Annotated in this window: 22 protein-coding genes; 14 read left to right on the forward strand and 8 right to left on the reverse strand. The window is 61.0% G+C overall.

The window, feature by feature from the left end; genetic code table 11:
• Nucleotides 1-116 precede the first annotated feature (116 nt).
• Nucleotides 117-1,034: a diacylglycerol kinase family protein gene (locus ACGHEN_RS03760; RefSeq protein ID WP_329737842.1), complete on the reverse strand. Its 918-nt coding sequence runs from the start codon at nt 1,032-1,034 to the stop codon at nt 117-119.
• A 98-nt stretch (nt 1,035-1,132) separates the two neighbouring features.
• On the opposite strand from ACGHEN_RS03760, the gene rnd reads away from it, so the two are divergent.
• The 7 genes from rnd (at nt 1,133) to ACGHEN_RS03795 (ending at nt 8,138) form a co-directional block, all read left to right on the forward strand.
• Complete coding sequence (gene rnd, locus ACGHEN_RS03765) at nt 1,133-2,266, forward strand: ribonuclease D (RefSeq protein ID WP_035137916.1); 1,134 nt, start codon at nt 1,133-1,135, stop codon at nt 2,264-2,266.
• A 238-nt stretch (nt 2,267-2,504) separates the two neighbouring features.
• Nucleotides 2,505-3,209: a zinc metallopeptidase gene (locus tag ACGHEN_RS03770; RefSeq protein WP_390397380.1), complete on the forward strand. Its 705-nt coding sequence runs from the start codon at nt 2,505-2,507 to the stop codon at nt 3,207-3,209.
• 115 nt (nt 3,210-3,324) lie between these two features.
• A complete protein-coding gene (xseA, locus tag ACGHEN_RS03775) occupies nt 3,325-4,776 on the forward strand; it encodes an exodeoxyribonuclease VII large subunit (protein WP_390397382.1) in 1,452 nt (483 codons plus the stop codon).
• 42 nt (nt 4,777-4,818) lie between these two features.
• The gene (xseB, locus tag ACGHEN_RS03780; RefSeq protein WP_055252347.1) at nt 4,819-5,085 is read left to right on the forward strand and encodes an exodeoxyribonuclease VII small subunit; all 267 of its coding nucleotides are present in this window, start codon (nt 4,819-4,821) and stop codon (nt 5,083-5,085) included.
• Between the two features lie 49 nt (nt 5,086-5,134).
• Nucleotides 5,135-5,470 (forward strand): histidine triad nucleotide-binding protein, encoded by a 336-nt coding sequence (locus ACGHEN_RS03785; RefSeq protein WP_055252346.1) that lies wholly within the window; start codon nt 5,135-5,137, stop codon nt 5,468-5,470.
• Between the two features lie 147 nt (nt 5,471-5,617).
• The gene (locus ACGHEN_RS03790; RefSeq protein ID WP_055252343.1) at nt 5,618-6,796 is read left to right on the forward strand and encodes an acetate/propionate family kinase; all 1,179 of its coding nucleotides are present in this window, start codon (nt 5,618-5,620) and stop codon (nt 6,794-6,796) included.
• 163 nt (nt 6,797-6,959) lie between these two features.
• On the forward strand, nt 6,960-8,138 hold the full coding sequence (locus tag ACGHEN_RS03795) for an acetate/propionate family kinase (RefSeq protein WP_390397385.1): 1,179 nt from the start codon (nt 6,960-6,962) through the stop codon (nt 8,136-8,138).
• 348 nt (nt 8,139-8,486) lie between these two features.
• Here the strand turns inward: ACGHEN_RS03795 and pta are convergent, their stop codons facing one another.
• Entirely contained in the window at nt 8,487-9,467 is a 981-nt protein-coding gene (gene pta, locus ACGHEN_RS03800) for a phosphate acetyltransferase (protein ID WP_390397387.1), read from the reverse strand.
• Between the two features lie 231 nt (nt 9,468-9,698).
• Between pta and glf the strand changes: the two genes are divergently transcribed.
• Together glf and ACGHEN_RS03810 are read left to right on the forward strand one after the other, a co-directional pair.
• Nucleotides 9,699-10,901, forward strand: a complete 1,203-nt coding sequence (glf, locus tag ACGHEN_RS03805) for a UDP-galactopyranose mutase (protein WP_390397389.1) — start codon at nt 9,699-9,701, stop codon at nt 10,899-10,901.
• Nucleotides 10,894-11,925 carry a glycosyltransferase family 2 protein gene (locus ACGHEN_RS03810; protein ID WP_390397391.1) on the forward strand — a complete coding sequence of 344 codons (1,032 nt, stop codon included), beginning with the start codon at nt 10,894-10,896 and terminating at the stop codon, nt 11,923-11,925. Before glf ends, ACGHEN_RS03810 begins: the two co-directional genes overlap by 8 nt.
• Before the next feature lie 372 nt (nt 11,926-12,297).
• On the opposite strand, the gene ACGHEN_RS03815 is transcribed toward ACGHEN_RS03810, so the two are convergent.
• The 3 genes from ACGHEN_RS03815 to ACGHEN_RS03825 form a co-directional block, all read right to left on the reverse strand.
• Complete coding sequence (locus ACGHEN_RS03815; protein ID WP_390397392.1) at nt 12,298-13,299, reverse strand: P1 family peptidase; 1,002 nt, start codon at nt 13,297-13,299, stop codon at nt 12,298-12,300.
• Nucleotides 13,300-13,399: 100 nt separating this feature from the next.
• Complete coding sequence (locus tag ACGHEN_RS03820) at nt 13,400-13,981, reverse strand: Maf family protein (RefSeq protein WP_390397394.1); 582 nt, start codon at nt 13,979-13,981, stop codon at nt 13,400-13,402.
• A complete protein-coding gene (locus ACGHEN_RS03825) occupies nt 13,978-14,520 on the reverse strand; it encodes a DJ-1 family glyoxalase III (protein WP_118081769.1) in 543 nt (180 codons plus the stop codon). Before ACGHEN_RS03825 ends, ACGHEN_RS03820 begins: the two co-directional genes overlap by 4 nt.
• Nucleotides 14,521-15,102: 582 nt before the next feature.
• Here ACGHEN_RS03825 and ACGHEN_RS03830 point away from each other — a divergent pair.
• The 3 genes from ACGHEN_RS03830 (at nt 15,103) to ACGHEN_RS03840 (ending at nt 19,116) form a co-directional block, all read left to right on the forward strand.
• On the forward strand, nt 15,103-16,083 hold the full coding sequence (locus ACGHEN_RS03830) for an EamA family transporter (RefSeq protein WP_390397395.1): 981 nt from the start codon (nt 15,103-15,105) through the stop codon (nt 16,081-16,083).
• Between the two features lie 122 nt (nt 16,084-16,205).
• The gene (locus ACGHEN_RS03835; protein WP_390397397.1) at nt 16,206-17,636 is read left to right on the forward strand and encodes a 6-phospho-beta-glucosidase; all 1,431 of its coding nucleotides are present in this window, start codon (nt 16,206-16,208) and stop codon (nt 17,634-17,636) included.
• 31 nt (nt 17,637-17,667) lie between these two features.
• Nucleotides 17,668-19,116: a PTS transporter subunit EIIC gene (locus tag ACGHEN_RS03840; protein WP_390397399.1), complete on the forward strand. Its 1,449-nt coding sequence runs from the start codon at nt 17,668-17,670 to the stop codon at nt 19,114-19,116.
• Between the two features lie 175 nt (nt 19,117-19,291).
• On the opposite strand, the gene ACGHEN_RS03845 is transcribed toward ACGHEN_RS03840, so the two are convergent.
• The 3 genes from ACGHEN_RS03845 to ppk1 all read right to left on the reverse strand — a co-directional run bounded on the left by ACGHEN_RS03845 (nt 19,292) and on the right by ppk1 (nt 23,607).
• Nucleotides 19,292-19,570, reverse strand: a complete 279-nt coding sequence (locus ACGHEN_RS03845; RefSeq protein ID WP_199407134.1) for an IS3 family transposase — start codon at nt 19,568-19,570, stop codon at nt 19,292-19,294.
• Nucleotides 19,571-19,745: 175 nt separating this feature from the next.
• A complete protein-coding gene (gene rlmD / locus ACGHEN_RS03850) occupies nt 19,746-21,074 on the reverse strand; it encodes a 23S rRNA (uracil(1939)-C(5))-methyltransferase RlmD (protein WP_117757322.1) in 1,329 nt (442 codons plus the stop codon).
• 85 nt (nt 21,075-21,159) lie between these two features.
• On the reverse strand, nt 21,160-23,607 hold the full coding sequence (gene ppk1 / locus ACGHEN_RS03855) for a polyphosphate kinase 1 (protein ID WP_390397401.1): 2,448 nt from the start codon (nt 23,605-23,607) through the stop codon (nt 21,160-21,162).
• Nucleotides 23,608-24,165: 558 nt separating this feature from the next.
• Here ppk1 and arcA point away from each other — a divergent pair.
• Both arcA and ACGHEN_RS03865 read left to right on the forward strand, forming a co-directional pair.
• Nucleotides 24,166-25,407 (forward strand): arginine deiminase, encoded by a 1,242-nt coding sequence (arcA, locus tag ACGHEN_RS03860; protein ID WP_055252566.1) that lies wholly within the window; start codon nt 24,166-24,168, stop codon nt 25,405-25,407.
• Between the two features lie 150 nt (nt 25,408-25,557).
• Complete coding sequence (locus ACGHEN_RS03865; protein WP_390397404.1) at nt 25,558-26,682, forward strand: aminotransferase; 1,125 nt, start codon at nt 25,558-25,560, stop codon at nt 26,680-26,682.
• The last annotated feature ends 99 nt before the right edge of the window (nt 26,683-26,781 follow it).

Below are 26,781 nucleotides of genomic sequence, written 5' to 3' on the forward strand. Positions count from 1 at the left end.
ATACCAATGTGGATTTACTTCTTTCGGCGGTGAATCACATTGATGGCGTAACCGACGAGCATGGCCAAGACGATGACGATAAAGCCAATCAGGGGATTGTCGTTCATGGGGCCCTCCTATTTTCCGAGTGGTGAAAATTCGTCGACGATGAGATCGAGGCATTGCGGCAGTGCGCGGGCGCCAAAGACGCCGGAGTTGCTGGAGATGATCTCGCCATCGAACTGCATGCCCAGCGATGGCGTGCAGGTGATCTTGGCTTCCTTGGTCTGGATGATCTTAAACTGCGGACGGCCGAGCAATTTGCCAGCGGGGTCGAGCGCGGCGGTAATTACCGTGGGGAGCAGCTGCACCGTGCGTACGGGCTCAATAACGACGATGTCGACCATGCCGTCGTCCATGCGGCAGTTAGGGAATAGGTTGATGTCGTTTTGGATGACCGAGGTATTGCCTGCCATGCAGCAGATGCCGTCGAGCTCCTCGACGATGCCGTCGTGCTCAATGGTGAAGTGTGCCACCGTGGGGTTGGGCGTAGCGAGCGCGGAGAGGAAGTAGGCGATCTCGCCAATGTCGTTTTTGGTGGGAGCGGCCTTCATCATGATCTCGGCGTCGAAGCCCGAGCCGGCGATGATGATAAAGCCGTGGCGCTTCTCGTTACCGTTCTCGTCGAGCCAAAAGAGCTCACCCATGTCCACCTTGACCGTGCGGCCGGCGCGGCAAGCCTTGGCGAGTGCCGCCGCCTCGGGGGCATTGCCGATGTTGTTAAAGAACAGGCAAGCCGTGCCGGAGGGGAAGACGAGCGTAGGGACACCGCACCCGCGCATCTGGTCGAGCACGTTGGAGACGGTGCCGTCGCCACCCGAAACGACCACGCGATCGAACTCACGAACGTCCGCTACCGCGTCCTCGGGCTCCATGCCATCGCCGATAAAACGCATCACGACCTCGTCGCCGCCCTGTGCAAGGGCGTGCGTGAATGCGAAGATTTCATCGGAGCTGGGACCCGATGCCGGGTTGTGGATGATAAGGCAGCGCATACTTACGTTCCCGTTCTGTGACTAACCGAGTATAGTTGTAGAGCAATGCCGATATCCTACCCGTGTTTTTCGGGCCTAACCTTATTCGATGGGTTGATATGTACATTTCCACACATCAGGCTCTGGTCGACTTTTGCCAGCGCGCCCGCGAGTTCGACGCGATCGCCGTCGACACCGAGTTTTTGCGCGAGCGCACGTTTCATCCGCGCCTGTGCCTGGTCCAGATTGCCACCCCCGCCGAGAGTGTCGCGGTCGATCCTCTGGTGATCGACGACCTGTCGCCGCTTGCCGAGCTTATGGCTGACGAGGGCGTGGTCAAGGTGTTCCATGCTTGCTCTCAAGACATGGAGGTTATGCTCCATACCGTGGGCGCACTGCCGCGACCGATTTTTGACACGCAGGTTGCCGCCGCCTTTTTGGGCGAGCGCCAGCAGATTTCGTATGGCGCGCTCGTTCAGACGTTCTGCGGCGTATCACTGCCCAAGACCGAGTCGCTGACCGATTGGTCGCGCCGCCCGCTGAGCGACAAGCAGATCGAGTACGCGATCGATGACGTCAAGTACTTGATCGTCGCCTATACCGAGATGATGAGCCGTCTGCGCGAGCTGGGCCGCGTGGACTGGGTGCTCGATGAGTTGCGCCCTCTGGCCGACGAGTCGCACTACCGTGCCGATCGCCATGAGGCGTTCCGCAAGGTCAAGCGCATCAACTCGTGTAGCCGCCATCAGCTGGGCATTGCGCGCGAGCTTGCCGCCTGGCGTGAGGACCGCGCTGAGCGGCGCAACATCCCGCGCAAGTGGGTTATGTCCGACGATACGTTGTTGGCCCTGGTTAAGCGCAATCCCGTGCGCGTTGAGGAGTTCCGCAGCATTCGCGGCACCGACCAGCTGGGGGAGCGCGACGTGGATGGCGCGTTGATGGCCATCAAGCGCGGCGCGAGTTGCCCGCACGACCGCCTGCCGCTTATGGTGCGCGGGCATCGCCAAATCTCTCCGGAGCTGGAGAGCGTGACGGATCTCATGTACGCGCTCATTCGCCTGGTTGCCGAGCGCTCGGGCGTGGCGACCTCGGTCATTGCCTCGCGCGATGACCTGGCCGACTACATTGAGCATCCTGAGCAAAGTCCCCTGCGCGAAGGCTGGCGTTTTGAGCTTGTGGGTTCGCGTCTGGACGATCTGCTCTCGGGCAACATGGGACTCACCGTGAAGGACGGCAAAATCGAGCTCCTGTAGGTATATAGTTACGCGGTTTTACCAAACCGCCTAACAGCTCGACGCTGCAAACGGCCGAGAGCGGCAATCTGACGTTCAATCGTCGCTCGCGTACCAAAGTACGCGTCGCCTCTCTTTCACGTCACCTTGCTCGCTCTCGGCCGTTTTCGCTGACATTGCCAAAACATCGATGTTGATTTGCTGGTCAGTCGAATGGGTAGAATGCCTCCAACGTGTAACTCGATTCGGAGGAATTCGCATGCCCTATTACTATGGTTACGGCTTTGGCATCGACCCGCTGTACCTGCTGGTTGTTCTTGTTTGTACAGTGCTTGGCCTTGCTGCGCAGAGCTATATCAACTCGACGTACAAGACCTGGTCCAAGGTGCGCTCGGACGGCGATACGGGTGCCACGGTCGCTCGCCGCATGCTCGACGCCAACGGTTGCAACGCCGTGGGTATCAAGGGCGTGGCCGGTGAGCTCACCGACCACTACAATCCGCAGGATAACAACCTGTATCTCTCGGACGCCAACCGTTCGGGCGGGTCGGTCGCAAGCGTTGCCGTCGCCTGTCACGAGGCGGGCCACGCCGCCCAGCGCCAAAGCGGTTACGCCATGATGAAGGTGCGCACCGCCCTGGTCCCGGTCGTCAACTTTACCCAGAACACCTGGACCATCGTGTTGCTCTTGGGCCTGTTTATGAACATTGCCGGGCTCACGACCCTCGCGTTGATCTTCTTCTCGTTTAGTGTGCTGTTCCAACTCGTTACGTTGCCTATCGAGATTGACGCCAGCCGACGTGCTGTGGCGTACATCGAGCAGTCGGGTATGAGTTCCAAGCAGGTCAACGGCGCCAAGAAGGTGCTGACGGCAGCCGCGCTTACCTATGTGGCCGCAGCGCTCACTTCGATCATTCAGCTGCTCTACCTTATGGCTCGCTACAACAGAAACTCCAACCGATAATAAATGGGACAGGCAGGCGCCGCGGGGATTCGTGTCCTCGCGGCGCTGTACTATGTGTTGGACTTAATTTCGCACGGGGCCGGAGTCTCTGTGCTCGATAACGAAAGGAGGCTGCGTGGCAGGCTGGAACCTAACCGGTAATGCCGTTTCTGCCGAGTTCGACGGTTCGGACGAGCAGGAGCGCAAGGAGCTCAGCGTGAGCCAGGCGGTAGAGATCGCTGCCGGTGCGCTCGATGCCATTCCGCAGCTGAGCGTCCTGGGCGAGGTCACGGGTTTTCGTGGTCCTAACGCCCGAAGCGGCCACTGCTACTTCCAGATTAAGGACGATTCGGCCGCCGTTGACTGCATCATTTGGAAGGGCGCCTATCTCAAGCGCACGTTCGATCTGCGCGACGGCATGCAGGTGAGCTTTAAGGGCAGCTTCAATCTCTATAAGGCCACGGGCCGCATGAGCTTTGTCGCTCGCTCGTTTTCGCTGGCGGGGGAGGGCCTGCTGCGTCAACAAGTGGCGCAACTGGCCGAAAAGCTACGCCGCGAGGGCCTGATGGACGAAGCGCGCAAGCGCCGCATCCCGGTGTTCTGCTCACGCGTGGCGGTCGTCACCTCGCTTTCGGGTGCCGTAATCGATGACGTCAAGCGCACATTGCGTCGTCGCAACCCGCTTGTCGAGCTCGTTTGCGTGGGGGCTAAAGTTCAAGGTGAGGGCGCGCCGGCAGAACTCATCGAGGGCTTGCGCCGCGCCGCTTCCATTACGCCAGCGCCCGACTGCATCTTGCTGGTGCGCGGCGGCGGCTCCTTCGAGGACCTCATGACCTTTAACGACGAGGAGCTTGCCCGCGCTGTGGCGGCCAGTCCCGTGCCTGTGGTGACCGGCATTGGCCATGAGCCCGATACCTCGATCTGCGACATGGTGAGCGACCGCCGGGCCTCCACGCCCACGGCCGCGGCAGAATCGGTGGCGCCGGCTATGACGGAGTTGGCCGATGTGCTCGAGGCGCGCCATCAGCGTCTGGGTGCCGCGATGGCATCGATGATTGGGTCGGCCCAGGTCGACCTGGAGATGCTCGATCAGCGCGGTCGCCGTGCCTGGGATACCTATACGGCTCGCTTGGGCGATGCGCTCGATGCGGCCGCATGCCGCCCGTGCCTCAACGACCCCACATTTATGGTCGAGCGTCGCGAATCGGAGCTTGCGCTGGCTGCCGATCGCCTGTCGGGCGCCATAGTACGCTCGGTCGGGACATTCCGCTCCAACTTTGAGCGCCTGCCCGAGCGTCTGGTTGCAAGCACCTCGGGGCTCGATGGCAAGCGCCATGCGCTCACGCTTGCGAGTTCCCGTCTGGAGCATCAGGGGCGCACGATGCTCAGCAAACCCGCGTCCGACCTGGGCCGTGCGGCAGCCTCACTCGATGCCCTGTCGCCGCTCAAGGTGCTTGCCCGTGGCTATTCCATCGCGTACAGCGATGATGGGGTGGCTACGAGCGCCAAGACCTTTAAGCCCGGCGACGCCATACGCGTGCGCATGGCAGACGGCAACGTGGCGGCAACGGTCGATACGGTCGAGTAGACCGCGTTTCACAGCGATAAACCTTTAGGAAAGGAAACAGATATGGCAGAGAAGACCCCGGTCGAGCAGCTTACGTACAAGCAGGCCTCGCAGGAGTTGGAACTCATCATCCGCAGCTTGGAGTCGGGCGATATGGAGCTCGAGGAGTCACTCGAGAGCTATACCCGCGGCGTCGAGCTCCTCAAGAGCCTGCGCACCCGCCTGTCCGATGCCGAGCAGAAGGTCTCGGTGCTCCTTAAGGACGTCGACGGCAACGACGTGCTCGCCGACGGCGAGGCCGCCAACACCGACGACAAGCTTTCGTTCTAACCATCCCGACCAAATATAATTACCTTGGCCTGTGAGAAAGGAACCAGCCATGTGTGATTGCATCTTCTGCAAAATCGCCAACCACGAGATTCCCTCAACCGTTGTCTATGAGGACGACCAGGTCATCGCCTTCGACGACCTCAACCCCCAGGCGCCGGTCCACACGCTCGTGATCCCCAAGAAGCACTACAGCGACATCGCCGACAACGTGCCGGCCGAGACCATGGGCGCCATGGCCCACGCCATCCACGAGGTTGCCAAGGCCAAGGGCTTGGAGGACGGTTTCCGCGTCATCTCCAACAAGGGCGTCAACGCCGGCCAGACCGTCATGCACTTCCACATGCACGTCCTCGGCGGCAAAAACCTGGGCGAGAACCTCATCTGAGGACGCTTCTTCCGTGCAATGAAACGGAAGCTCTGGCACCGATAACTTATATATCAACGCAATAAACCCGAGCGCGAGGGCGTTTGGGTTTATTATTGAAGCGTATGTAACCTGGCGGCGCCACACCGCCTGTTAGTAGGGAGACACATGAACGTTCTGGTCGTCAACGCAGGATCTTCGACCCTTAAGTATCAGGTCATCGATACCAAGTCCCACAAGGTGTCCGCAAAGGGCTCCTGCGAGCGCGTCTGCTTTACCGGCGGTACCTTCACCCACGCTGCCAACGGCTCCAAGAAGGTGACCGAGAACATCGAGTTCCCCGACCACAAGGTCGCCATCGAGGTCGTCCTGAAGGACCTCGAGGCCAACGGCGTCAAGATCGAGGGCATTGGCCACCGTATCGTTCAGGGCGGCTGGTACTTTGGCGATTCCTCCCTCGTCGACGAGGACGTCCTCGCCAAGATCCGTGAGGTCGCCCCGCTGGCGCCGCTGCACAACAACCCCGAGGCCAACGTTATCGAGTTCTGCCTGGAGCAGTATCCCGACCTGCCCAACGTCACGGTCTATGACACCGCTTTCCACTTCAACATGCCCGAGGTCGCCAAGACCTACGCCCTTCCCAAGGATGTTTGCGACAAGCTGCACATCCGTAAGTACGGCGCCCACGGCACCAGCTATCGTTACATCTCCAAGAAGGTCGCCGAGATGACCAACGGCGAGGCCCGCAAGGTTGTCGTGTGCCACATCGGCTCCGGTGCCTCCCTGTGCGCCATCGAGGACGGCAAGTGCATGGATACCACTATGGGCCTCACCCCGCTCGACGGCGTCATGATGGGCACCCGCTGCGGCTCCATCGACCCGGCTACCGTGTGCTACCTGCAGCGCGAGGGCGGCTACACCTTCGACGAGGTCGACGAGATGATGAACAAGAAGTCCGGCCTTTTGGCTGTGACCGGTGGCAAGACCAACGACTGCCGCAACGTCGAGGAGCTTGCCGCCGCCGGCGACCCCGAGGCTCAGCTCGCCTTCGACATGTTCGTCTACAAGATTGCCGCCAAGGCTGCCGAGATGGCCACTTCCATGTGCGGTATGGACACGCTGGTCTTCACCGCCGGCATCGGTGAGCACGCTCCGGCCGTTCGCGCCGGCGTTGCCGACCGTCTGGCCTTTATGGGCGTCAAGATGGACCATGCCCGTAACGCCCTGCGTGGCGACGGCGCTTGGTGCCTGTCTGCCAAGGATTCCAAGGTCAAGATCTTCGTCATCCCCACGGACGAGGAGTTCATGATCGCTTCCGACGTCGAGCGCATCGTCAACGGCAAGTAATTGCAAGAGGGGAGGGGCTGGACGACCAAGTGTCGTTTAGTCCCTCTTTTGCGCTCGTTGGGCGATATGCTGATAGCTATTTATCAAGATATGATAACTTCTTATTAAAATACGGCCGCCTTAAGGGGTCTGCGTCGGCCGTATTGCACTGCAAAGGAGTCTCATGAACGTACTTGTTGTCAACGCCGGCAGTTCAAGCCTTAAATATCAGCTTTTGGATACCGATACCCGCGAGGTTTTCGCCAAGGGCAACTGCGAGCGTATCGGATCGGACATGGGCATCTTTGGCCACTCCGAGAACGGTGGCGCCAAACAGACCGAGGAGGTTCCCTTCCCCGATCATCGCTCTGCTATCGCTCGCGTGCTCGAGGAGCTCGAGAAGACCGACTTTACGATTGATGGCATTGGACATCGCATCGTTCAAGGCGGCTGGCACTTCGATGATTCTGCGGTCGTCGACGACGAGGTCATGGCTAAGATTCTCGAGGTGGCACCGCTTGCTCCGCTGCACAACTACGGCGAGGCGGCGGCGATTGAGTATTGCCGTGAGAAGTATCCGGAGCTGCCCAACGTGGCCGTCTTCGACACCTCGTTCCACATGACCATGCCCGAGGTCGCCTACACCTACGCCCTGCCCAAGGACGTGTGCGACAAGTATCACGTGCGCAAGTACGGAGCCCACGGTACGAGCCACCGCTATGAGTGGATGATGGCCAAGGAGATCCTGGGCTCGCGCTGCCACCGCCTGCTCTCGTGCCATTTGGGCAACGGCGCCTCGCTTGCCGCCATCGAGGACGGTGTATGCCGTGACACCACGATGGGGCTCACGCCGCTTGACGGCCTGATGATGGGAACCCGCTGCGGCTCTATCGACCCGGCTACCGTGTGCTACCTGCAGCGCGAGGGCGGCTACAGCTACCAGGAAGTCGACGACATGATGAACAAGCAGTCTGGTCTGCTCGCCATCTCGGGTATCTCCAACGACGCCCGCGACATTCGCACGCGCGCCTCCGAGGGAGATGAGCGCTGCCTGCTCGCCTTCGATATGTTCGCCTATAAGGCTATGCAGCAGGCCGGCTCCATGATCGCTTCTATGGCGGGCGTGGATACCATTACCTTCACTGCCGGCATCGGCGAGAACGACTGGTCGATCCGCAAGGCCTTCTGCGACTGCTTTGAGTGGTTGGGCGTGCGCATCGACAACAACAAGAACCGTGAGGCCGTGGGCAGCGGCCCGCAGGTCATCAGTGCCGCCGGTTCCGCCGTCACGGTCATGGTCATCCCCACCGACGAGGAATACATGATCGCCCACGACGTCGAGCGTCTGACCAAGAACAACTAACGCGCGCATTTACAAGTAAACGAAAGGCCTCCAGAGCAACAGCTCCGGAGGCCTTTTTACTAGCAGGCGGAAATACCAGTCCCAAAGTGACCATCGCCAGCAACGCTTGCGCCCCTAGCAACGGCACCCATCCATTCAGATCTTCAGCCCCAGCTCGTAGTCAAGCCGCCGTCCACTCCAGATACCCTGACTGCCACGTGGCGGCAGGGGCCCTACAGGGTAAAGCTCTGAAAACTTTCCGCAGGACGGAGGAAGCCCCCGCCGCACGTAGTGCGCAGCGGGGGCTTCCGACATGTCCGAGGACGTTTTCAGAGCTTTACCCTGTAGGGCCCCGAGGGGATATGTCCGCTACTCAGCCATCTGAGCCTGGACGGCGGTGATGGCCACGACACCCACGATGTCGTCGGCAGAGCAGCCGCGCGAAAGGTCGTTAACCGGCTTGGCGATGCCCTGCAGGATGGGGCCGTAGGCGTCGGCGCCGGCAAAGCGCTGGACCAGCTTGTAGCCGATGTTGCCGGCCTCGAGGTCGGGGAACACGAGCACGTTGGCCTTACCGGCAACGGAGGAACCGGGAGCCTTGAGCTGGGCGACGGTGGGGACGATGGCGGCGTCGAGCTGCAGGTCGCCATCGATGGCGAGCTCGGGAGCCTTCTCCTTGCAGAACTTCACAGCCTCCTGGACCTTCTTGGCGACCTCGCCGCCGGCGGAGCCCATGGTGGAGTAGGAGAGCATGGCCACGTGCGGCTCAACGTTGCCCATGAAGGTGGACCAGGAGTGAGCGGAGGCGATGGCGATCTCGGAGAGCTCGTCGGAGGACGGGTTGATGTTGAGGCCGCAGTCGGCGAAGATCAGCGTGCCGTCGGTGCCGAACTGCGGAGTGTCGGTGCACATCACGAAGAAGGCCGACACCAGCTTGGTGCCCGGGGCGGTCTTGAGGATCTGCAGTGCGGGGCGCAGCGTGTCGGCGGTGGAGTGGCAGGCGCCGGAGACCAGGCCGTCGGCGTCGCCCATCTTGACCATCATGGTGCCAAAGTAGGTAGTATCCATCACCTGGGCGCGAGCCTGCTCGATGGTGACGCCCTTCTTGGCGCGGAGCTCGGCAAACTTCTGCGCGTACTCCTCGTGCTTCTCGGCATTGCGCGGGTCGATGACGGTAGCGCCGGGAACGTTGATCTCGTCGGGGTTGCCCAGGATGACGATCTTTGCCAGGCCCTCCTCGATGATCTTGGTAGCTGCGACGATGGTGCGCGGATCCTCGCCCTCGGGCAGGACGATCGTCTTAAGGTCGGCCTTGGCGGCAGACTTCATACGGTTAAGGAAATCGCTCATGTTACTCCTTACAAGCGTTTCGCTAAGCTCCAGGCGCCTGACTGCACACGAATAAACCCGCTGCTAGCGGGTTTAACTTTCAATAATGTACGCCGCGGTGCTTGAGCTTTCCTTGTGTGGCAAGCTCATTATAGGACGCATTAGCGCTATAATCGCTCTGATAAATATGTCTCGAAGAATGTTCGAGAAAAGCCCAGCTAACGAGCCCGTGGCTTTTGACAAGGAGTATCGATGCAGATTACCTCAGGCCTGCCTGAAGGCTTTAACGCCGGCGCATATGACATGATTGTCGTCGGTGCCGGATATGCCGGTGCCGTTTGTGCCCGCCGTCTCGCCGAGACCATCGGCTATCGCGTTGCCGTTCTGGAGCGTCGTAGCCACATTGCGGGTAACGCCTACGACTGCGCCGATGAGGCCGGAATCCTGGTCCACGAGTATGGTCCGCACATCTACCATACCTTTAATGAGCGCGTCCACAATTTCCTGTCGCGCTTTACCAAGTGGACGGACTACCAGCACAAGGTGCTTGCCAACATCAACGGCACCCTCATGCCCGTGCCTTTTAACCACGCGAGCCTCAAGCTCGCCTTTGGCGATGAGCACGGCGAGGAGCTGTATCAGAAGCTCGTGGAGACCTTTGGCAAGGACGTCAAGGTGCCCATCATGGAGCTGCGCAAGAAGAACGACCCGGATCTTGCCGAGGTCGCCGATTACGTCTACGAGAACGTCTTTTTGCATTACACCATGAAGCAGTGGGGCCAGACGCCCGATCAGATCGATCCCTCGATCACCGGCCGCGTTCCCGTCTTTGTGGGCGACGATGACCGCTACTTCCCGCAGGCTCCCTTCCAGGGCATGCCGCAGGACGGCTATACCGCGCTGTTCGAGCACATGCTCGACCACGATCTGATTGATGTGTTCTGCGACGTTGACGCCCGCGACCTCTTCGAGATCGACGAAACCACCGTCAAGATCGACGGTAAGGTCTATGGCGGCGAGATCGTTTACACCGGTCCGCTCGACGAGCTGTTCAACCTCGACCTGGGCGCTCTGCCGTACCGTACGCTCGACATGAAGTTCGAGACGCTCGATATGGACCAGTTCCAGCCCGTGGGCACCGTCAATTACACCACGAGCGAGGATTACACGCGTATCACCGAGTTCAAGAACATGACTGGTCAGGTCCTGCCCGGCAAGACTACCATCATGAAGGAGTATTCCAAGGCCTATACGCCCGGCTCGGGTGAGACGCCCTATTACGCCATTCTGGAGCCCGAGAACCGCGAGCTCTATGAGCGCTATCTTGAACGCGTCCAGAACCTGACGAACTTCCACCCGGTGGGTCGCCTGGCCGAGTATCGTTACTACGATATGGATGCCGTGACCAACTCTGCCCTCGATCTTTCGGATGAGATTATTGCCTGCCATGCATAAAGTCATATCATTCGGTATTCCCTCGTATAACGCCGCCAAGGACATGGACCATTGCATCACCTCCATTCTGGAGGGGAGCAATTACGCCACCGATATCGAGATCATCATCGTCGATGACGGTTCCAAGGACGAGACGGCAGCCAAGGCCGATGAGTGGGAGACACGTTATCCCGGAATCATCCGCGCGGTGCATCAGGAGAACGGCGGCCACGGCATCGCCGTCCTCTCGGGCTTGCGCGAGGCGCAGGGTACCTACTACAAGGTCGTCGACTCGGACGACTGGCTCGATGGCGCCGCCCTGTCGACCATGCTTTCGATCCTGCGCGGTTTTGAGGAGCGCGACCAGCGCGTCGACCTCTTTATCTCGAACTATGTGTACGAGAAGGTTTACGAGGGTACGCATACCGCTATTGGCTACAAGTTTGCCCTGCCGCGAAAAAAGATCTTTACCTGGGACCAGATTGGCCATTTCCGTCTGGACCAGAATCTGCTCATGCACAGCCTGTGCTATCGCACGGATGTGCTGCGCGCGTCCAATCTGCCTATGCCGCCGCACACATTCTATGTAGACAACATCTACGCCTACGTGCCGCTGCCGCGTTGCAAGACCATGTACTACGCCGACATCGACCTCTATCGCTACTTTATCGGTCGCGAGGGCCAAAGCGTCAACGAGGCCACGATGGTCAAGCGTCTGGACCAGCAGTTCCGCGTGACGCGCATCATGATGGAGTCGTTCCATCTGTACAGCGATGTCGAGTCGTCGCGTCTGCGCTCCTACATGATGGGCTATTTCACCATGATGATGGCAATCTGCTCGGTGCTTACTAAGCTTTCCGACGAGGATTGTGCCGATGAGCGCCTGAAGACGTTGTGGACTGATCTGAAAGCCTATGACGAGCGTATGTATCGTCGTGCACGCTACGGTGTGGTCGGCTTCTTCACTAACTTGCGCGGCCGTGCCGGAGACAAAACCACACTCGGCCTATACCGTCTTGCCTCAAAGATTTTCAAATTCAACTAGCTGCTGAGTATTCGCTGCCGATAAGTTGACTGGGCCCCTTGGCCTTTAGTTTGCTACTGCGAACAGTCCTGCTCGCACGGAAAGCACATTAAGTGCTTTCCGGCTCGTGCGGAACTTGTATCAAACTAAAGGCCAAGGGGCCTCTGCTATAAGAATCGATTGTCAGGCAGCTGAATTTGAAGATCTTCGACGCGCGGTACACAGGGGCCTGGGCTGAAAGGGATTTAGTTGAGTAGGTTGCCCGGTGGGTCTTGGTTATGTTTGTCGCGAGTTCCGCACGAGCCGAAGAGCACTTAATGTACTCTTCGTGCGAGCCAGGACTGTAGAGCAGCAAACATAACCAAGACCCACCGGGCAATCGGACGAGTTAGTTTACTTCGCGGCGCCGGGGATGCCGTGGGAGGTTTTGGCGTTTTTTGCTCCTTTTACGATGGCGGTCTGTAGGGCCCTTACGGCGAGCATGCCCAGCAGGTCTAGGGGAACGGCGGCGCTAGCCTGGGCGCCCAACTTGCCGCTGGCGAGGGTGTAGATGGTGTCGCCGTCGTTGGTGGTGTGCGTGGGGCGGATGGCGTGCGCATAGGCGTCTGCGGCCATTTGGGATACCTTGGTGGCCTGGGCCTTAGTGAGCTCCACATTGGTGACGATGCAGCTGATGGTGGTGTTGGTGCGGTCGAGCGGCATCTGCATAGATCCGGCGGCGGCAAAGGCGGCGAGCTCCATGTCGACGATCTGGTCGCTATCGGCCGCGGCGCGCATGCCCGCCACCCATTCGCCAGTGGTCGGGTCGACGACGTTGCCGCAGGCGTTGACCGAGACCACGGCGCCCACCTTGATGGGGCCGAGCGCCACGGCGGCAGCGCCAAGGCCTGCCTTCATGCAGGTGGCAGGCCCCATGAGCTTGCCTATAGTGGCGCCGGTGCCGGCGCCCACGTTGCCTTGCTCGAGCGTGGCAGGAGTGTGGTCGAGCGCCTCGCGCACGGCGGCGATACCGGCCTCAATGTCGGGGCGCACGGTGGGGTCGCCAAAGGCGAGGTCAAAGATGCAGCTGGAGCACACGATAGGCACCTGCGTGGGACCGACGGGCAAGCCGATGCCGCGGCTCTCAAGCTCGCGGGCGACGCCGCTTGCGGCTTCGAGGCCAAAGGCCGATCCGCCCGAAAGGCAGACGGCGTGGACCTTATCGACGGTGTTTTCGGGGCGCAGCAGGTCGGTCTCGCGCGAAGCGGGAGCGCCACCGCGTACGTCAACGCCACCGGTGGCACCCTCGGGCGCCACGATTACGGTGCAGCCGGTGCCAGCCTCCTCGTCCGTATAGTTGCCAAAGCAAAAGCCATCGACGTTGCAGACATCGATGGCTTCGAGCAGTGTGTCCATATTTTCTCCTATCGGTTTTCCGCCGGGCCTTATGCCCGGTCGGGATCCGTACGGTACGGCAAAATTGTAGGCGCTGGGGGATACCCAGCGCCAGATGCAATTACGAGAGTTTTTGAATCGCGCGTGCGACGCGGGCGATGGGCAAGCCCACCACGTTGTAGAAGTCGCCCGAAATGTCATGCACGAGCATGCGGCCGCCTGTGCCCTGGATGCCGTAGGCTCCGGCCTTGTCCATAGGTTCGCCGGAGGCGACATAGCGCTCAATCTGCTCTTCGGTAAGCTCATAGAACGTCACGTCGGTCACATCGACAAACGACAGGCTCTCGGCGGCATGCGGAGCTGTAGCGTCGCCGGCTTTAACGATGCAGACGCCGGTCGCCACCTGGTGCGTGCGGCCCGAAAGCTCGCGGAGCATGGTGCGCGCCTCGTCTTCGTTTGCCGGCTTACCCAAAATCATGCCATCGAAGGTGACGATGGTATCGGCCGCGACGGTCAGCTCATTGGGTTCGGCATGCTCGGCGGCGACGGCAGCGGCTTTGGCACGCGCCAAGCGCTCGACGAGCGTAAGCGGAGCTTCGCCATCAAAAGGCGTTTCATCGATGTCTGCGGGAATTACGCGAATGTTATAGCCCGCCTCGCGCATCAGCTCTATGCGGCGCGGCGATTGCGAAGCCAAAATCATAGTTGGATACCCTCGGCGACCTTCTCGACGGCCTTTTCGCCGGCGAGCGTGCGCAGCAGCTCCAAGGCAAAGGGGAGTGACTGTGCCATGCCGCTGGCAGTGATGATATTGCCGTCTTGCGTGACCTTCTCGCCGGTATAGGTGCCCTCGGGGAAGCTCTTCTCAAAGCCGGGGAAGCACGTGGCGCGGCGTCCCTCGAGTAGACCAAGCTCGCCTAGGATAAACGGGGCGGCGCAGATTGCGGCAACGTGCTTGGTCGCGGCGAAATCGCAGACTACGTCGCAGACGCGCTGGTCGGCGCGCAGGTTGGTGGCACCGGGCAGACCGCCGGGCAGCACGACGCAGTCGTACTCGTCAAAGTTGATCTCGTCAAAGAGAGCATCGCAGGTCACGGGAATCTGCAGCGAGCTCACGACCTCGCGCGTGGGCATGATCGAGACGAGCGTGGCGCGCACGCCGCCGCGACGCATGACGTCGACCATGGTCAGGCATTCAATCGTTTCAAAGCCATCGGCGGCGAGAACGGCAACGCTGGGCATGAGAGTTCCTTTCGTAAGGCGGCATATAATTAGCCGTCTTATACCCCGAAGACCTCCGCTTGCCACGCTCGATTTCCCAATGTTTAAAAAGGGACGGGGCTATTTTAGCTACCCTCACCCATCCTCAACAATCTCAATCTGTAACGTCTAGACCTACTTTTGACCCCTAACTGTTACAGATCAAGACAAACGGAAACCGCTCTGACAAAACGTCTAAATCTGTAACATCTACGGACCAAAACCGGGTCTTACTGTTACAGATCGAGACAGTCCCCAACAGCACCGCCCCGTTCGGGGAACGACCGCCACAGGTACGGCGGGCAGAGGCTCACTTTTTTCCTCGGTTTTTCTTGACGGAATCTCACCTGTTGTAGTACTTTGTCCCAGTCTAAAAACGCGTGGACTTTTCTGGGCGCTAGCCACCTTTTTGCCACGCAACCGAGCAGTCGGTTGCGTGGCTTTTTTCGTCTTGGCAGCAGGTACCACATGCACCGCCAGAAGACCGCACGAGCCCACCTTCCGACTGCAGGGAACAGACGCACGAGACGTGCGTCTGCAAGACAGCAGACGGAAGGGAGCCTAATGGCAGGAACAAACACAATCAAGCAACAGGCCGCCGGGGCGGGAGCCACAGGCGCGAGACAGGCCAAGGCGGCGCTCCAGGTCTTTGCGGGCGGCGCCTGCTACGGCGCGATGGCCACGACCTACAAGCTCGCCTACGCCGCGGGCTTCACCTCAGTGCAGGTGGTGGCGAGCCAGGCGTGGTTCGGCTGCCTCTTCTTCGCCCTCGCCACACTCGCGGGCCACGCACTCGGACACCGCTGGCAGCGCGTGGGCTGGAAGCTCGCCCTTAAGCTCATGGGCCTGGGAGCCCTCACCTGCCTCACCTCAATCCTCTATTGCTACGCCATGAGCGTGCTGCCCGCCCCGGTGGCGCTCACGCTCCTCTTCCAGTTCACGTGGCTGGGGCTCGTGTGGCAGACCGTCATGACGCGCCGACCGCCGAGGCCCCTCCAAGTAGTCTCCGCCCTGGTCATCGTCTTCGGGACGGTGTTCGCCAGCGGCGTTTACAAGACCGGCATCACCGGGTACGACCCCGTGGCCCTGCTCTGCGTGCTGGGAGCGGCCGTGTCCTGCTCCCTCTTTGTCATCCTCTCCGGCAAGGTCGAGGCCCCCTGCTCGTCCGAGCAGCGTGGCGTCATCGTGTGCGCGGGCTCCGTGGTCATGTCGCTCACGGTGTGCCCGGACTACGTCGTCTCGGGCGTCCTCGCCCAGGGCATCCTGTCCTTTGCCGTCATCGCCGGCTTCTTTGGCATGCTCTGCCCGGTCCTGCTCTTCGGCATGGGCTCTCCGCACCTGCCTGCGGGCCTCTCCACTGTCATGGCCGCCGCGGAACTCCCCGCCGGCCTGCTCATCGCCATGATCGTCCTCGGCGAGCCGCTCGGCGTCGTCGAGTGGCTGGGCGTCGCCATCATCCTCGCCGGCGTGTGCCTGGCGCAGGTCCCCTCCCTAGTCGAAGGCCGGGAGGCACGTCGCGCCGCCGCGGGACAAGCCGTCAGCTAGTCATCCCTTCACAGGCGGCCCGCGCGCATCAGGGAAAGGGCCACGGGCCCGGCGCGCGAGGCCGCAAGGACGTTATAAAGCGTCCCCCGCAGAGATGGGGGCGCCAGAGAGAAGGAGGCACCATGCCATTTCCAAAAGGGTTCCTTTGGGGAGGAGCCACCGCCGCCAACCAATGCGAGGGAGGTTATGACGAGGGCGGCCGCGGCCTTGCCAACGTCGACGTCATCCCACACGGGCCGGAGCGCAACGACGTAAGCCGCGGCCTGAGGCGCATGCTCGTCTTTGAGCCCGGGTACTACTACCCGGCCCAGACGGGCATCGACTTCTACCACCACTACCGCGAGGACATAGCCCTCTTCGCGGAGATGGGCTTTAAGGTCTTTCGCCTCTCCATCGCCTGGAGCCGCATCTTCCCCAATGGCGACGAGGAGGAGCCCAACGAGGCCGGGCTCGCCTTCTACGAGGACGTGTTCCGCTGCTGCCGCGAGCACGGGATCGAGCCCCTCGTGACCATCACGCACTTCGACTGCCCCATCCACCTCGTCAAGAAGTACGGCGCCTGGCGAAACCGCACCCTTATCGAGCTCTACAAGCGGCTTGTGACGGTGCTCTTCAACCGCTACCGCGGCCTCGTGCGCTGGTGGATCACGTTCAACGAGATGAACATGATCTTGCACCGTCCCTTCATGGGTGCCGGTATCGTCCTCGAGCCCGGGGAGAATGCCCGCGAGGCCGAGTACCGCGCCGCGCACAACGAGCTCGTGGCGAGCGCCTGGGCCACCAAGATCGCCCACGAGGTCGACCCGGAGAACAAGGTAGGCTGCATGCTCGCCGCGGGAAGCTACTACCCCTACTCCTGTCGTCCCGAGGACGTCCGCGCAGCGCAGGTCAAGAACCAGGAGGACCTCTTCTTCGTGGACGTGCAGGCACGCGGGCGCTACCCCGGCTACGCGCTCAAGATGCTCGAGCGCGAGGGCATCGACGTGGGCATGACCGCCGAGGACGAGCGCATCCTTGCGGAGAACACCGTCGACTTCATCTCGTTTAGCTACTACTCCTCGCGCTGTACCGCGGGCGACCCCGATTCCGTGGGCGGCGTCGCCGAGGGCAACGCCTTCGCCGGCGTGGAGAACCCCTACGTGCGCACGAGCGACTGGGGCTGGGTCATCGACCCGCTGGGGTTCCGCATCACGATCAACGACCTCTGGGACCGCTACCAGAAGCCGCTCTTTGTGGTGGAGAACGGCCTCGGCGCCTATGACGAGGTGCTTCCCGACGGCACGATCGAGGATGACTACCGCATCGCCTACCTGCGCGAGCACATCGAGGCCATGCGCGACGCCATCGAGCAGGACGGCGTCGAGATGCTCGGCTACACCACCTGGGGGCCGATCGACCTCGTGAGCGCGGGCTCCGGCGAGATGGAGAAGCGCTACGGCTTCATCTACGTGGACCGCGACAACCTGGGCAACGGCACGCTCGAGCGCAGGCGCAAGAAGAGCTTCTACTGGTACCAACAGGCCATCGCCACCAACGGGGGCGACCTGGGCTAGCCGCCCGGGCAATATCACTAAGGAGAAAATAATGGCTGAAAAATACGACGATCTGGCCAGATCCATACTCGAGAACGTAGGCGGCACAGAGAACGTCGCCAGCGTCGCGCACTGCATCACGCGCGTGCGCTTCAAGCTCAAGGACGAGTCCTGCGCCAACACGGCCAAGATCGAGGCCCTCAAGGGCGTCATCCAGGTCATCCAGGCCAACGGCCAGTACCAGGTGGTCGTGGGTAACATCGTCGAGGACGTCTACGACGCGGTCCTGGAGGCCGGCAACTTCTCGGGCGGCGCAAGCGCCGACGACGAGCCCCAGGGCGATAAGACCGTTGCCTCCGTCATCATCGACCTCATCTCTGGCATCTTCCAGCCCATCCTGGGACCGCTTGCCGCCGCAGGCATCATGAAGGGACTGCTTGCCCTCATCACCTACTTCGTCCCGGCCTTTGCAAACGACGGCCTCTACACGCTGCTCTACACCGTGGCTGACGGCTTCTTCTACTTCCTTCCCGTCGCCCTGGCGTTCAGTGCCGCGCGCAAGTTCCGCATGAACGAGTTCACCGGCGTGGCAATCGGCGTGGCGCTCCTCTACCCGACGATGGTCGCCCTGACCTCGGGCGAGGCGCTCGGCAGCATCGACCTCGGCGTGGCCGGCACGTTCTCGTGGTACGCCACCGCCCTCGGGCTCCCCATCATCATGCCCGTGTCCGGCTACGTGAGCTCGGTGATCCCCGTCCTTCTCATGGTGTGGTTCGGCTCTATCCTTGAGCGCTGGCTCAAGAGCTGGATGCCGGCTGCGCTCAAGATGTTCCTTGTCCCGCTCGCCACGATGACGGTCTCCATCGTCTTGGGCTACCTCATCATCGGCCCGGTGGCCACCCTCATCACCAACCTGCTGAGCGCGGCGTTCTCGTTCATCTTCCAGCTCCCCGTGGTTGGTTCCGTCCTGGGCAGCGCCCTAGTCGGCGGACTGTGGATGTGCCTCGTCATCTTCGGCTTCCACTGGAGCCTCATCCCCATCTCCATCATGAACCTGAACACCCTCGGCCACGATAGCGTGCTCGCCGCCACCATCGGCCACGGGTTCGCACTCGGAGCGGTCATCTTTGCCATGTACCTCAGAAACAAGGACGAGCGCTTCCGCGGCATCGCCCTTCCCGCGATGATCTCCGCCTTCTTCTTCGGCGTCACCGAGCCGGGCATCTACGGCATCGCCCTCCCCAACAAGCGCGCGTTCGTCGTGGCATGCCTGAGCTCCGCCGTGGGCGGCGCTATCGTGGGAATGACTGGCGCTCTCATGTACATCTCGGGCGGCCTCGGCGTCTTCAACCTGCTCAACTTCATCGACGGGACCCCTGGTGGCGCCGGGATCTCCCACATGATCTTCGCGATCATCGCCTCGCTCATTTCCGCCGTCCTGGCCTTTGTTATCGAGTTCATCACCTACCGACCCAACGACGAGGAGGAAGGCGCCCACTAGCTTGCGCCCTCCTCAATCAGCTCTATGTAATTGAGGAGCAGTTGAGGTGGGTGAGGGCCGAGGGCGATCAAGGTGGCCGCCCTCGGCCCGGGACAACCTGCCAGAAGGCGTTTAGCTTTCTCGGGCGGCGCTGAAATGAACTGCGCCCCGAAACTTAGACGGGTCAATTAGCGGCCTATGCCGCACATGGGGACTGATTCCGGAACTCCTCCGGGGTCAGTCCCTTTTGCTTAACCTGCCTCCTCTTGTTCCAGTGAACGGTGTAGGCGTGGAGGTCCCGCTTGAACTCCTCGAAGCTCCGCCACGTCCGGTTCCTGTAGAACTCGTCCTTCAGGCGCCCGGGCAGCAGCTCCGTCGCAAGAGCTCGCCCTCGCGCGCCGCCGGCCCCGGCCGGGTCCGGGCGCCCTTCGGCCTTCGGTGCGCCCGTATCCCCTGTCGCAAAACTCTGCTGCAAGAGTCCTCAGCGTGGCGTCGTGTCCGACTTTCCCGTCCATAAAGAAGCCCCCCATTTCTAATGTCCAAGAAATGAGGGGGCGGTTCAATTTCGGGACGGGGATTAAATAATCATTCAGAACAATTTTTTATCCCCGTCCCAGAAAAATCATCGGGCGTGGTCATGGGCAAACGGTCTAGTTACGCTTGAGGTGGACGACGGTTTCGCAGTGGAAGGTTTGCGGGAACAGGTCGACCGGTGTGATCTTGACGGGGGAGAAGGTGCCTTCCTCGACAAAGCGCTTAAGGTCGCGCGCCAGGGTGGCAGGGTCGCAGCTCACGTAGGCGACATCGCGGGCACTCGTGCTCGCGATGAGGTCGATGGCCTCGGGCGCCAAGCCTGCGCGCGGCGGATCGACTACCAGGACATCGGCGTCCTGATCGGGGAACTCGCGCACCGCGTCGCCGCCGATGACGTCGACGTTATCGAGTTTGTTGATCTCTAGGTTACGGCGCAGGTCGCGTACGGCCGGTCCGTAGGCCTCGACAGCGGCAACAAAGTCGCAGCGGCGGGCGAGCGGCAGGGTGAAGGTTCCGGCGCCGCAATACAGGTCTACGGCAAGTTCGTCTTCCTGCGGGTCGAGCGCCTCCATGACAAGCTCGATCAAAATCTCGGCACCCTTGGTGTTGACCTGGAAAAACGACGGGGCCGAAAGGCGCATCTGGCCGTCGGCGATGTTCTCGGTCCAGGAGCCCTCGCCGGCGAGCATCTCAACCTTGGAGACGCGGCGGGCCTTCTTCTCACCCTTGCTCATAACGCGCACTATGCTCGTGGGGTGTGCGGCGTCTGCCAGCACGCGCGAGACCTGCGAGCGCGGAAACGAGCCCGTGGGCGTCCAGAGCGCGATTTCGAGCGCCTTGGTGCGACGCGAGGCGCGAATGCCCACGCGCTCCAGGCCTAGGTCGTGGCTGCCGCTCAGATAGTTGAGCGCGCCGACGACCGACTTGAGCGCCTTGGGAAAACGTTTATCGAACAGCGGACACGAATCGACGGTCACGATCTTGCTGGGATCGACGCCGTGCATGCCAAGACGAACGCGGCCGTTGACGACGGTCGGTTCGAGCTCGATTTTATTGCGGTAGCCCCAGTCGTCCTTGGTGTGGCGGATGGGCTGCACCAGCTCGTCGACTTGCTCAGGGGTGAACTTGCCGATGCGCTCGAGCGTGGAGCGCAGGTTTTGCTCCTTGGCGGCAAGCTGAGCGGTGCGCGAGAGATTGCCCCACGAGCAGCCACCGCAGACGCCCACGAAGGGGCAGGGAGGCTGAATTCGATCGGGGCTTGGCTCCAGAATCTCGGTGGTGCGGGCGCGCATGAACGACTTGCCGTCCTGCACGATTTCGGCCTCGACGGTATCGCCCGCCACGGCGCCCTGCACAAATACGGCCTTGCCGTTGTCGGCGTGCGCCAGACTATCGGCGCCATACGTCATCGATTCTATGGTGAGCTTCATATTCCTGCCCGTCATTCGCGTTGTTATTCGCACCATGGTAGCAGGGAAAAGCGCCCCGCATCCGAGGCTTTCCTCAAATGCGGGGCGCTTCTACAAACGTCTATTTCGTCTTGCCGGTAATGAGCGTCTTAAGGCCTAAGCCGATCAGGCCCAGACCCATACGCACGCGGCCGGGGCGATGGCGCTCGATGGCCTTGGTCTTGCCGGCGGGTTTCTCGCGGCGGGCGCTTGCATGGGGCGCGGACTTGACGGTCTGCGGCTGAGGCTGGGGCTGGGGCGCAGGCTCGGGTTCGGATTCCAGGTCGGGTTCAATGACGGTTGCCTGGACCTTCTGGACCTTGGGAACGTCCGCCTGGGGCTTGGGCTTGGGGCCCAGAACAGGTGCGGATTCCGGTTTTGCTTTGGCGACGGGCTCCGAAGCCACGGCTGCGGACTCGGCGTTGCGATAAGCGCGCTCCAACAGGAACTCCTGCGAGTTAAAGGGCTTCTCACCCTCTTTTCGCTCTACGGGAACCCAGGTGCCGTCGCTCGTCAGGCTACGTGCCTTCACGTTGTCGCGCAGCTGCACGCCCATGTACTCGTGCACCAGCGCGCGGCAGGTGGGGTCGAGCACGGGGAAGGCGATTTCTACGCGATGCTCGGTGTTGCGCGTCATCATGTCGGCAGAACTCAGGTAGATCATGTCCGAGTCCACGCCAAAGGCGTAAACGCGCGCGTGCTCCAAGAAACGTCCGACGATAGAACGTACGTGCACGTTTTCGGTCTTGCCCGCAATGTTGGGCTTCAGGCACGAGATGCCGCGGATGATCATGTCCACGCGCACGCCGGCACACGATGCCTCGGAGATCTTGTCGATGACCTCGCGGTCGGTGAGCGAGTTGAGTTTAAAGAACACGCGGGCGGGTTCGCCGGCGAGAGCGCGTTGTATCTCGCGGTCCAGACCGCGCATGATGAGCGGCTTGAGACCGACGGGCGCCACGCCCAAAAAGCGGTAGTCGCCGCGCAGGTTGCCCAGCGACAGGTTGCGGAAGAACAGGTTGGCGTCTTCGCCGATGCCGGGATGGGCGGTCATGAGCATAAAGTCGCTGTAGAGCTTGGCCGTCTTCTCGTTAAAGTTACCGGTGCCCAAAAGCGTGAGTCGAGTGAGCGCCATGCCCTCGCGATAGGTGAGCTGGCAGATCTTTGAGTGGCATTTAAAGCCCTCGGAGCCATAGATGACGGTGCAGCCCGCTTCTTCCAGACGCTCTGCCCACTCGATGTTATTTTGCTCGTCAAAGCGCGCGCGGAGCTCCATGAGCACCGTGACCTCTTTGCCGTTCTCGGCGGCGTCAATCAACGACTCGCACAGACGACTCTGCTTGGCCACGCGGTAGAGCGTGATGCGCAGCGAGATGCACTCGGGGTCGTATGCGGCCTCGTGTACCAAGTCCAGGAACGGATTCATGGCCTCGTAGGGGTAAAAGAGCAACTTGTCGCCCTGCAGCACCTGCTCGCGAATGGAGCGGGACATGTCGATGGTGGGGTTGGGCTGCGGCTTAAACGGCGTAAAGAGGAGCTCATTGCGCAGGTGCTCGGGAATTTTGCCCTCGATGCCAAAGACGTAGCCCAGGTCGAGCGGGATATCGCAGGTAAAAACCGAGCGGCGCGAAAGCTCGAGCGCTTTGCGGATGGTCTTGAGCGTCGCCTTCTCGAGCGAACCGGAGACGGCAAGCACCACCGGTTGCAGGCGCAGACGCTTCTTGAGGATGCGCTTCATGTGCTGGCGGTAATCCTCTTCCTCCTCGACGCCCTCGCCGTCCGGGTCGATATCGGCGTTGCGGGTGACGCGGATGAGCGCGCGGTCGAGCGGCTTATAGGAGCCAAAGCAGCTGTCCAGGCAGGCGAGGATGACGTCCTCGAGCAAGATGTAGGAGTAGGTGCCGGTGGGCGAGGGGATCTCGACCACGCGGTTCATCGAGGCGGGAATCTCGATCAGGCCCAGCAGACTTTCCTCGTCGGTGACGCCGTCCAGGCCGCACGCCAGGTAGAGTGCGCCGTTGCGCAGGTTGGGGAAGGGGTGGCGCGGGTCGATCACCAGCGGTGAGATGACCGGCGACACGTAGGCCTGGAAGTAGCGGGTTACAAAGGTGCGCTCCTCGGGCGTAAGCGAATCGACACGCGCGCGGTGAACGCCCAAGGTGTCGAGCTTGCCCTCGATGTTCTTAAAGATGGACTCCCAACGGGTAAGGAGCCCGGGCATTTCGGCCATGACAGCATCGACCTGTTCGGAGGCGGTCATATTGCTCTTGTTGTCGACAGGCTGCTTTTTGAGCTCGGCAAGGTCGGACAGGCCACCCACGCGCACCATAAGGAACTCATCGAGGTTTGACTCGAAGATCGAGACGAACTTAAGGCGCTCGAACAGCGGCACGGACTCATCAAAAGCCTCGTCGAGCACGCGGTTGTCAAAGCGCAGCCAGCTGAGCTCTCGGTTCTGCGTGTACGAGAAGTCGCGCGGCGGTTTGCGCAGCTTTGCGGCCTTTTGCTTCTTTTCGATTTTGCTCGGCATATGCATCTGTCCGTTCAGTCCCCGCGGGGGACGGTAGCCTAACACTATTCACTATTGTCTCAATTTAGTCGACTTGTGGCACGGACGTATTGTGCGAACGGTATCTTAACCTACTTCTTACGCTGTCAATGCATGCAACTAACTGCCTGACTCGTTTTGAAAACAATCCATATCCATACTCAACTGGTGAGGATGTATGAATAAGAATGATTGCGAGCTGAATATAATCGAATCCAAATCGAATCGCGGACAAACGACATATATATGCAGAAAACCGTTTTAGCTATGCAATTCCCAAACATGAAAATATTTGTGCAATCTGGCTTAATTCCTTAGAAAAAAGAACGTTTACCTTTGAAAACCTGCTTTAGAAAACTGAAGTGCATCATGGGGGAATCATATGCGATATACCGTTCATCGCACTTTGCTGACCGTTCGGGGGCGAGGTGGAATTGCGGGTGGTTTTTGGATATAACTAGAGCTGTCAGCAAGCAGCGTCCCATACGGAGGGGCGCTGATACATTCGGCCAGTAAGGCCCGAAAGAAAGGTAGGAGGCCATGACGAAAGGTCTGCACGTGCCTTCCGAGATCGGCAAGCTCAGGAAGGTCTGCCTGCACCGTCCCGGCGACGAGCTCCTCAACCTGCCGCCAGACGAGCTCGAGCGACTCCTGTTCGACGACGTCCCGTTCCTGGAGGTCGCACAGCAGGAGCACGACACCTTCGCCCAGATCCTGAGGGACCAGGGCGTGGAGGTCCTCTACCTCGAGAACCTCGTCGCCGAGGTGTTCGACCAGGTCCCCGGCGCCCGCGCCGAGTTCACCGACCAGTACATCGCCGAGGCCGGCATCCGCGGCCAGCACATGCCGCAGATCGTCCGCGAGAAGCTGGACTCCATCGAGGACAACCTCGAGTTCGTCAAGAAGACCATGGCCGGCATGACCAAGGCCGAGATCGACATGCCCCTCACGGCGTCCACGACCCTCGACTCCCTGGTCAACTCCGAGTCCGAGTCCGACCTGATCATCGACCCGATGCCCAACCTCTACTTCACCCGCGACCCGTTCGCGGTCGTCGGCGAGGGCGTCAACCTCAACCGCATGTACTCGGTCACCCGCAACCGCGAGACCCTGTACGGCAAGTACATCTTCAAGTACCACCCCGACTACAAGGACGTCTCGCTGTACTTCCGCCGCGACTGCCAGTTCCACACCGAGGGCGGCGACGTGCTGAACATCAACGAGAAGACCCTCGCCGTCGGCATCTCCCAGCGCACCCAGGCCGCCGCGATCGACATCATGGCCCAGAACATCTTCTGGAACTCCGACTCCAAGGTCGAGCGCATCCTGGCCTTCGACATCCCGGTCTCGCGCGCCTTCATGCACCTCGACACGGTCTTCACCCAGATCGACGTCGATAAGTTCACGATCCACCCCGCCATCATGGGCACCCTGCGCGTCTACGAGCTGACCGCCGGCAAGAACCCGGGCGACGTGAACATCCGCCTGATCGAGGACACCCTCGAGCACGTCCTGGAGGACGCCACCGGCGTCGACCAGGTCAAGCTGATCCCCTGCGGCGGCGGCGACCCGATCGCGGCCTCCCGCGAGCAGTGGAACGACGGCTCCAACACCCTGTGCGTCGAGCCCGGCAAGATCTGCGTTTACGCCCGCAACACCGTCACCAACGACGTGCTGTACAAGGAGGGCCTGGACCTTCTCGTCGTGCCCTCCGCCGAGCTCTCCCGCGGCCGCGGCGGCCCGCGCTGCATGAGCATGCCCTTCTGGCGCGAGGACCTCTAAGGTTTTCAAAGACCCGTACAGGTCTTAAAACAAACGTCTAACTGCCATTAGATGTCTCCCATTGGGGCGGTGCGAATCTTTCGCACCGCCCCATTCTTGTATGAGGAACGTCAACACGATTGGATGACTGCTTTTGTAAGGAGCTTGGCCATGGATATCAAGACAATCGGCGTTGAGGAATGGCTTAACGTTTGGGAGAAGAGCGCTACGTGGGATATCGCCCAGTCGACAATCTCCTCGCTTACCATGGGCGAGCTGCGCGCGCTCGACGACCAAGATGGTGCCACGTTCTACGAGCGCCTGGACCGCGAGAAAATGAACTACGGCTGGATTGAGGGTTCGCCGGAGTTTAAGGCCGAGGTTGCCAAGCTGTATCGTCGCGAGGTCAATCCCGATCATATTCTGCAGACCAATGGCTGTACGGGTGCCAACCTCAACGCCATCATGGCCGTGGTCGAGCCCGGCGACCATGTGATTGCCGAGTGGCCCACCTATGCGCCGCTCTATGAGATCCCGCGCACACTCGGCGCCGAGGTTGAGTATTGGGAGCTTTGCGAGGAGCTCGGATGGAAACCCGATATCGAACAGCTCAAGCGCCTCGTTCGCCCCAACACCAAGCTCATTTGCATCAATAACGCATCGAACCCTATCGGTACGGTGCTCGATGCCGATACGCTCGGCCAGATCGCCGAGATTGCCCGCTCGGTTGGCGCCTATGTGCTGTGCGACGAGGTGTACCTGCCGCTTGAGAACACCGAGGACTTTTTGTCGATGGCCGATGTGTACGAGAAGGCCATCGTCACCAACTCGGTGTCCAAGACCTATTCGACGCCTGCGGCCCGCGTGGGCTGGGTTGTGGCAGACGAAGAGGTAGCTAACCGCATTCGCACTTACCGCGACTACACCATGATTTGCGGCGGCGTGTTCAACGACGCCCTGGCGACCTATGTGCTCGAGCACAAGGACAAGCTCCTCGAGCGCAACCGCAAGATCGTGTTTGGAAACCGCGATATCGCGCAGGCTTGGATCGACACGCAGCATCGTGTCTCCTGGACGGCCCCGCAGGGTGTGTCCACCTCGTTTATCCAGCTGGACATTCCCGAGGATGACGAGGAGTTCTGCAAGCGCCTGCTGTCCGAGAGGGGAGTGCTGCTGGTACCTGGCAGCCGCTTTGAGCTTCCCTGTGGCGCACGCCTGGGCTACTGCGCGAGCGAGGACGTTCTTCGCGAGGGCTTAAGGCTTTTGGGCGAGGCGCTGGCGGAGTTCGATCGCTAGGATCACGATTCCCTTCGAAGGCCGTATTCAAATTGGCTGACAATAATCGAAAACGGACCTGTTTCCCTAGGGGATCGGGTCCGTTTTTCTATACCGAGA

Source organism: Collinsella sp. i06-0019-1H4 (genome assembly GCF_042849575.1).
Classification (GTDB): Bacteria; Actinomycetota; Coriobacteriia; order Coriobacteriales; family Coriobacteriaceae; genus Collinsella.

What these genes read in the sequence shown, in the direction of transcription:
- ACGHEN_RS03825 (WP_118081769.1), bottom strand. Translation starts at nt 14,520, where the DNA reads ATGCCCAGCGTTGCCGTTCTCGCCGCCGATGGCTTTGAAACGATTGAA.
- arcA (WP_055252566.1), top strand. Translation starts at nt 24,166, where the DNA reads ATGACGAAAGGTCTGCACGTGCCTTCCGAGATCGGCAAGCTCAGGAAG.
- ACGHEN_RS03795 (WP_390397385.1), top strand. Translation starts at nt 6,960, where the DNA reads ATGAACGTACTTGTTGTCAACGCCGGCAGTTCAAGCCTTAAATATCAG.
- ACGHEN_RS03770 (WP_390397380.1), top strand. Translation starts at nt 2,505, where the DNA reads ATGCCCTATTACTATGGTTACGGCTTTGGCATCGACCCGCTGTACCTG.
- ACGHEN_RS03820 (WP_390397394.1), bottom strand. Translation starts at nt 13,981, where the DNA reads ATGATTTTGGCTTCGCAATCGCCGCGCCGCATAGAGCTGATGCGCGAG.
- ACGHEN_RS03790 (WP_055252343.1), top strand. Translation starts at nt 5,618, where the DNA reads ATGAACGTTCTGGTCGTCAACGCAGGATCTTCGACCCTTAAGTATCAG.
- rlmD (WP_117757322.1), bottom strand. Translation starts at nt 21,074, where the DNA reads ATGACGGGCAGGAATATGAAGCTCACCATAGAATCGATGACGTATGGC.
- ACGHEN_RS03865 (WP_390397404.1), top strand. Translation starts at nt 25,558, where the DNA reads ATGGATATCAAGACAATCGGCGTTGAGGAATGGCTTAACGTTTGGGAG.
- xseB (WP_055252347.1), top strand. Translation starts at nt 4,819, where the DNA reads ATGGCAGAGAAGACCCCGGTCGAGCAGCTTACGTACAAGCAGGCCTCG.
- glf (WP_390397389.1), top strand. Translation starts at nt 9,699, where the DNA reads ATGCAGATTACCTCAGGCCTGCCTGAAGGCTTTAACGCCGGCGCATAT.
- ppk1 (WP_390397401.1), bottom strand. Translation starts at nt 23,607, where the DNA reads ATGCCGAGCAAAATCGAAAAGAAGCAAAAGGCCGCAAAGCTGCGCAAA.
- pta (WP_390397387.1), bottom strand. Translation starts at nt 9,467, where the DNA reads ATGAGCGATTTCCTTAACCGTATGAAGTCTGCCGCCAAGGCCGACCTT.
- ACGHEN_RS03785 (WP_055252346.1), top strand. Translation starts at nt 5,135, where the DNA reads ATGTGTGATTGCATCTTCTGCAAAATCGCCAACCACGAGATTCCCTCA.
- ACGHEN_RS03810 (WP_390397391.1), top strand. Translation starts at nt 10,894, where the DNA reads ATGCATAAAGTCATATCATTCGGTATTCCCTCGTATAACGCCGCCAAG.
- ACGHEN_RS03835 (WP_390397397.1), top strand. Translation starts at nt 16,206, where the DNA reads ATGCCATTTCCAAAAGGGTTCCTTTGGGGAGGAGCCACCGCCGCCAAC.
- ACGHEN_RS03815 (WP_390397392.1), bottom strand. Translation starts at nt 13,299, where the DNA reads ATGGACACACTGCTCGAAGCCATCGATGTCTGCAACGTCGATGGCTTT.
- ACGHEN_RS03830 (WP_390397395.1), top strand. Translation starts at nt 15,103, where the DNA reads ATGGCAGGAACAAACACAATCAAGCAACAGGCCGCCGGGGCGGGAGCC.
- rnd (WP_035137916.1), top strand. Translation starts at nt 1,133, where the DNA reads ATGTACATTTCCACACATCAGGCTCTGGTCGACTTTTGCCAGCGCGCC.
- ACGHEN_RS03840 (WP_390397399.1), top strand. Translation starts at nt 17,668, where the DNA reads ATGGCTGAAAAATACGACGATCTGGCCAGATCCATACTCGAGAACGTA.
- ACGHEN_RS03760 (WP_329737842.1), bottom strand. Translation starts at nt 1,034, where the DNA reads ATGCGCTGCCTTATCATCCACAACCCGGCATCGGGTCCCAGCTCCGAT.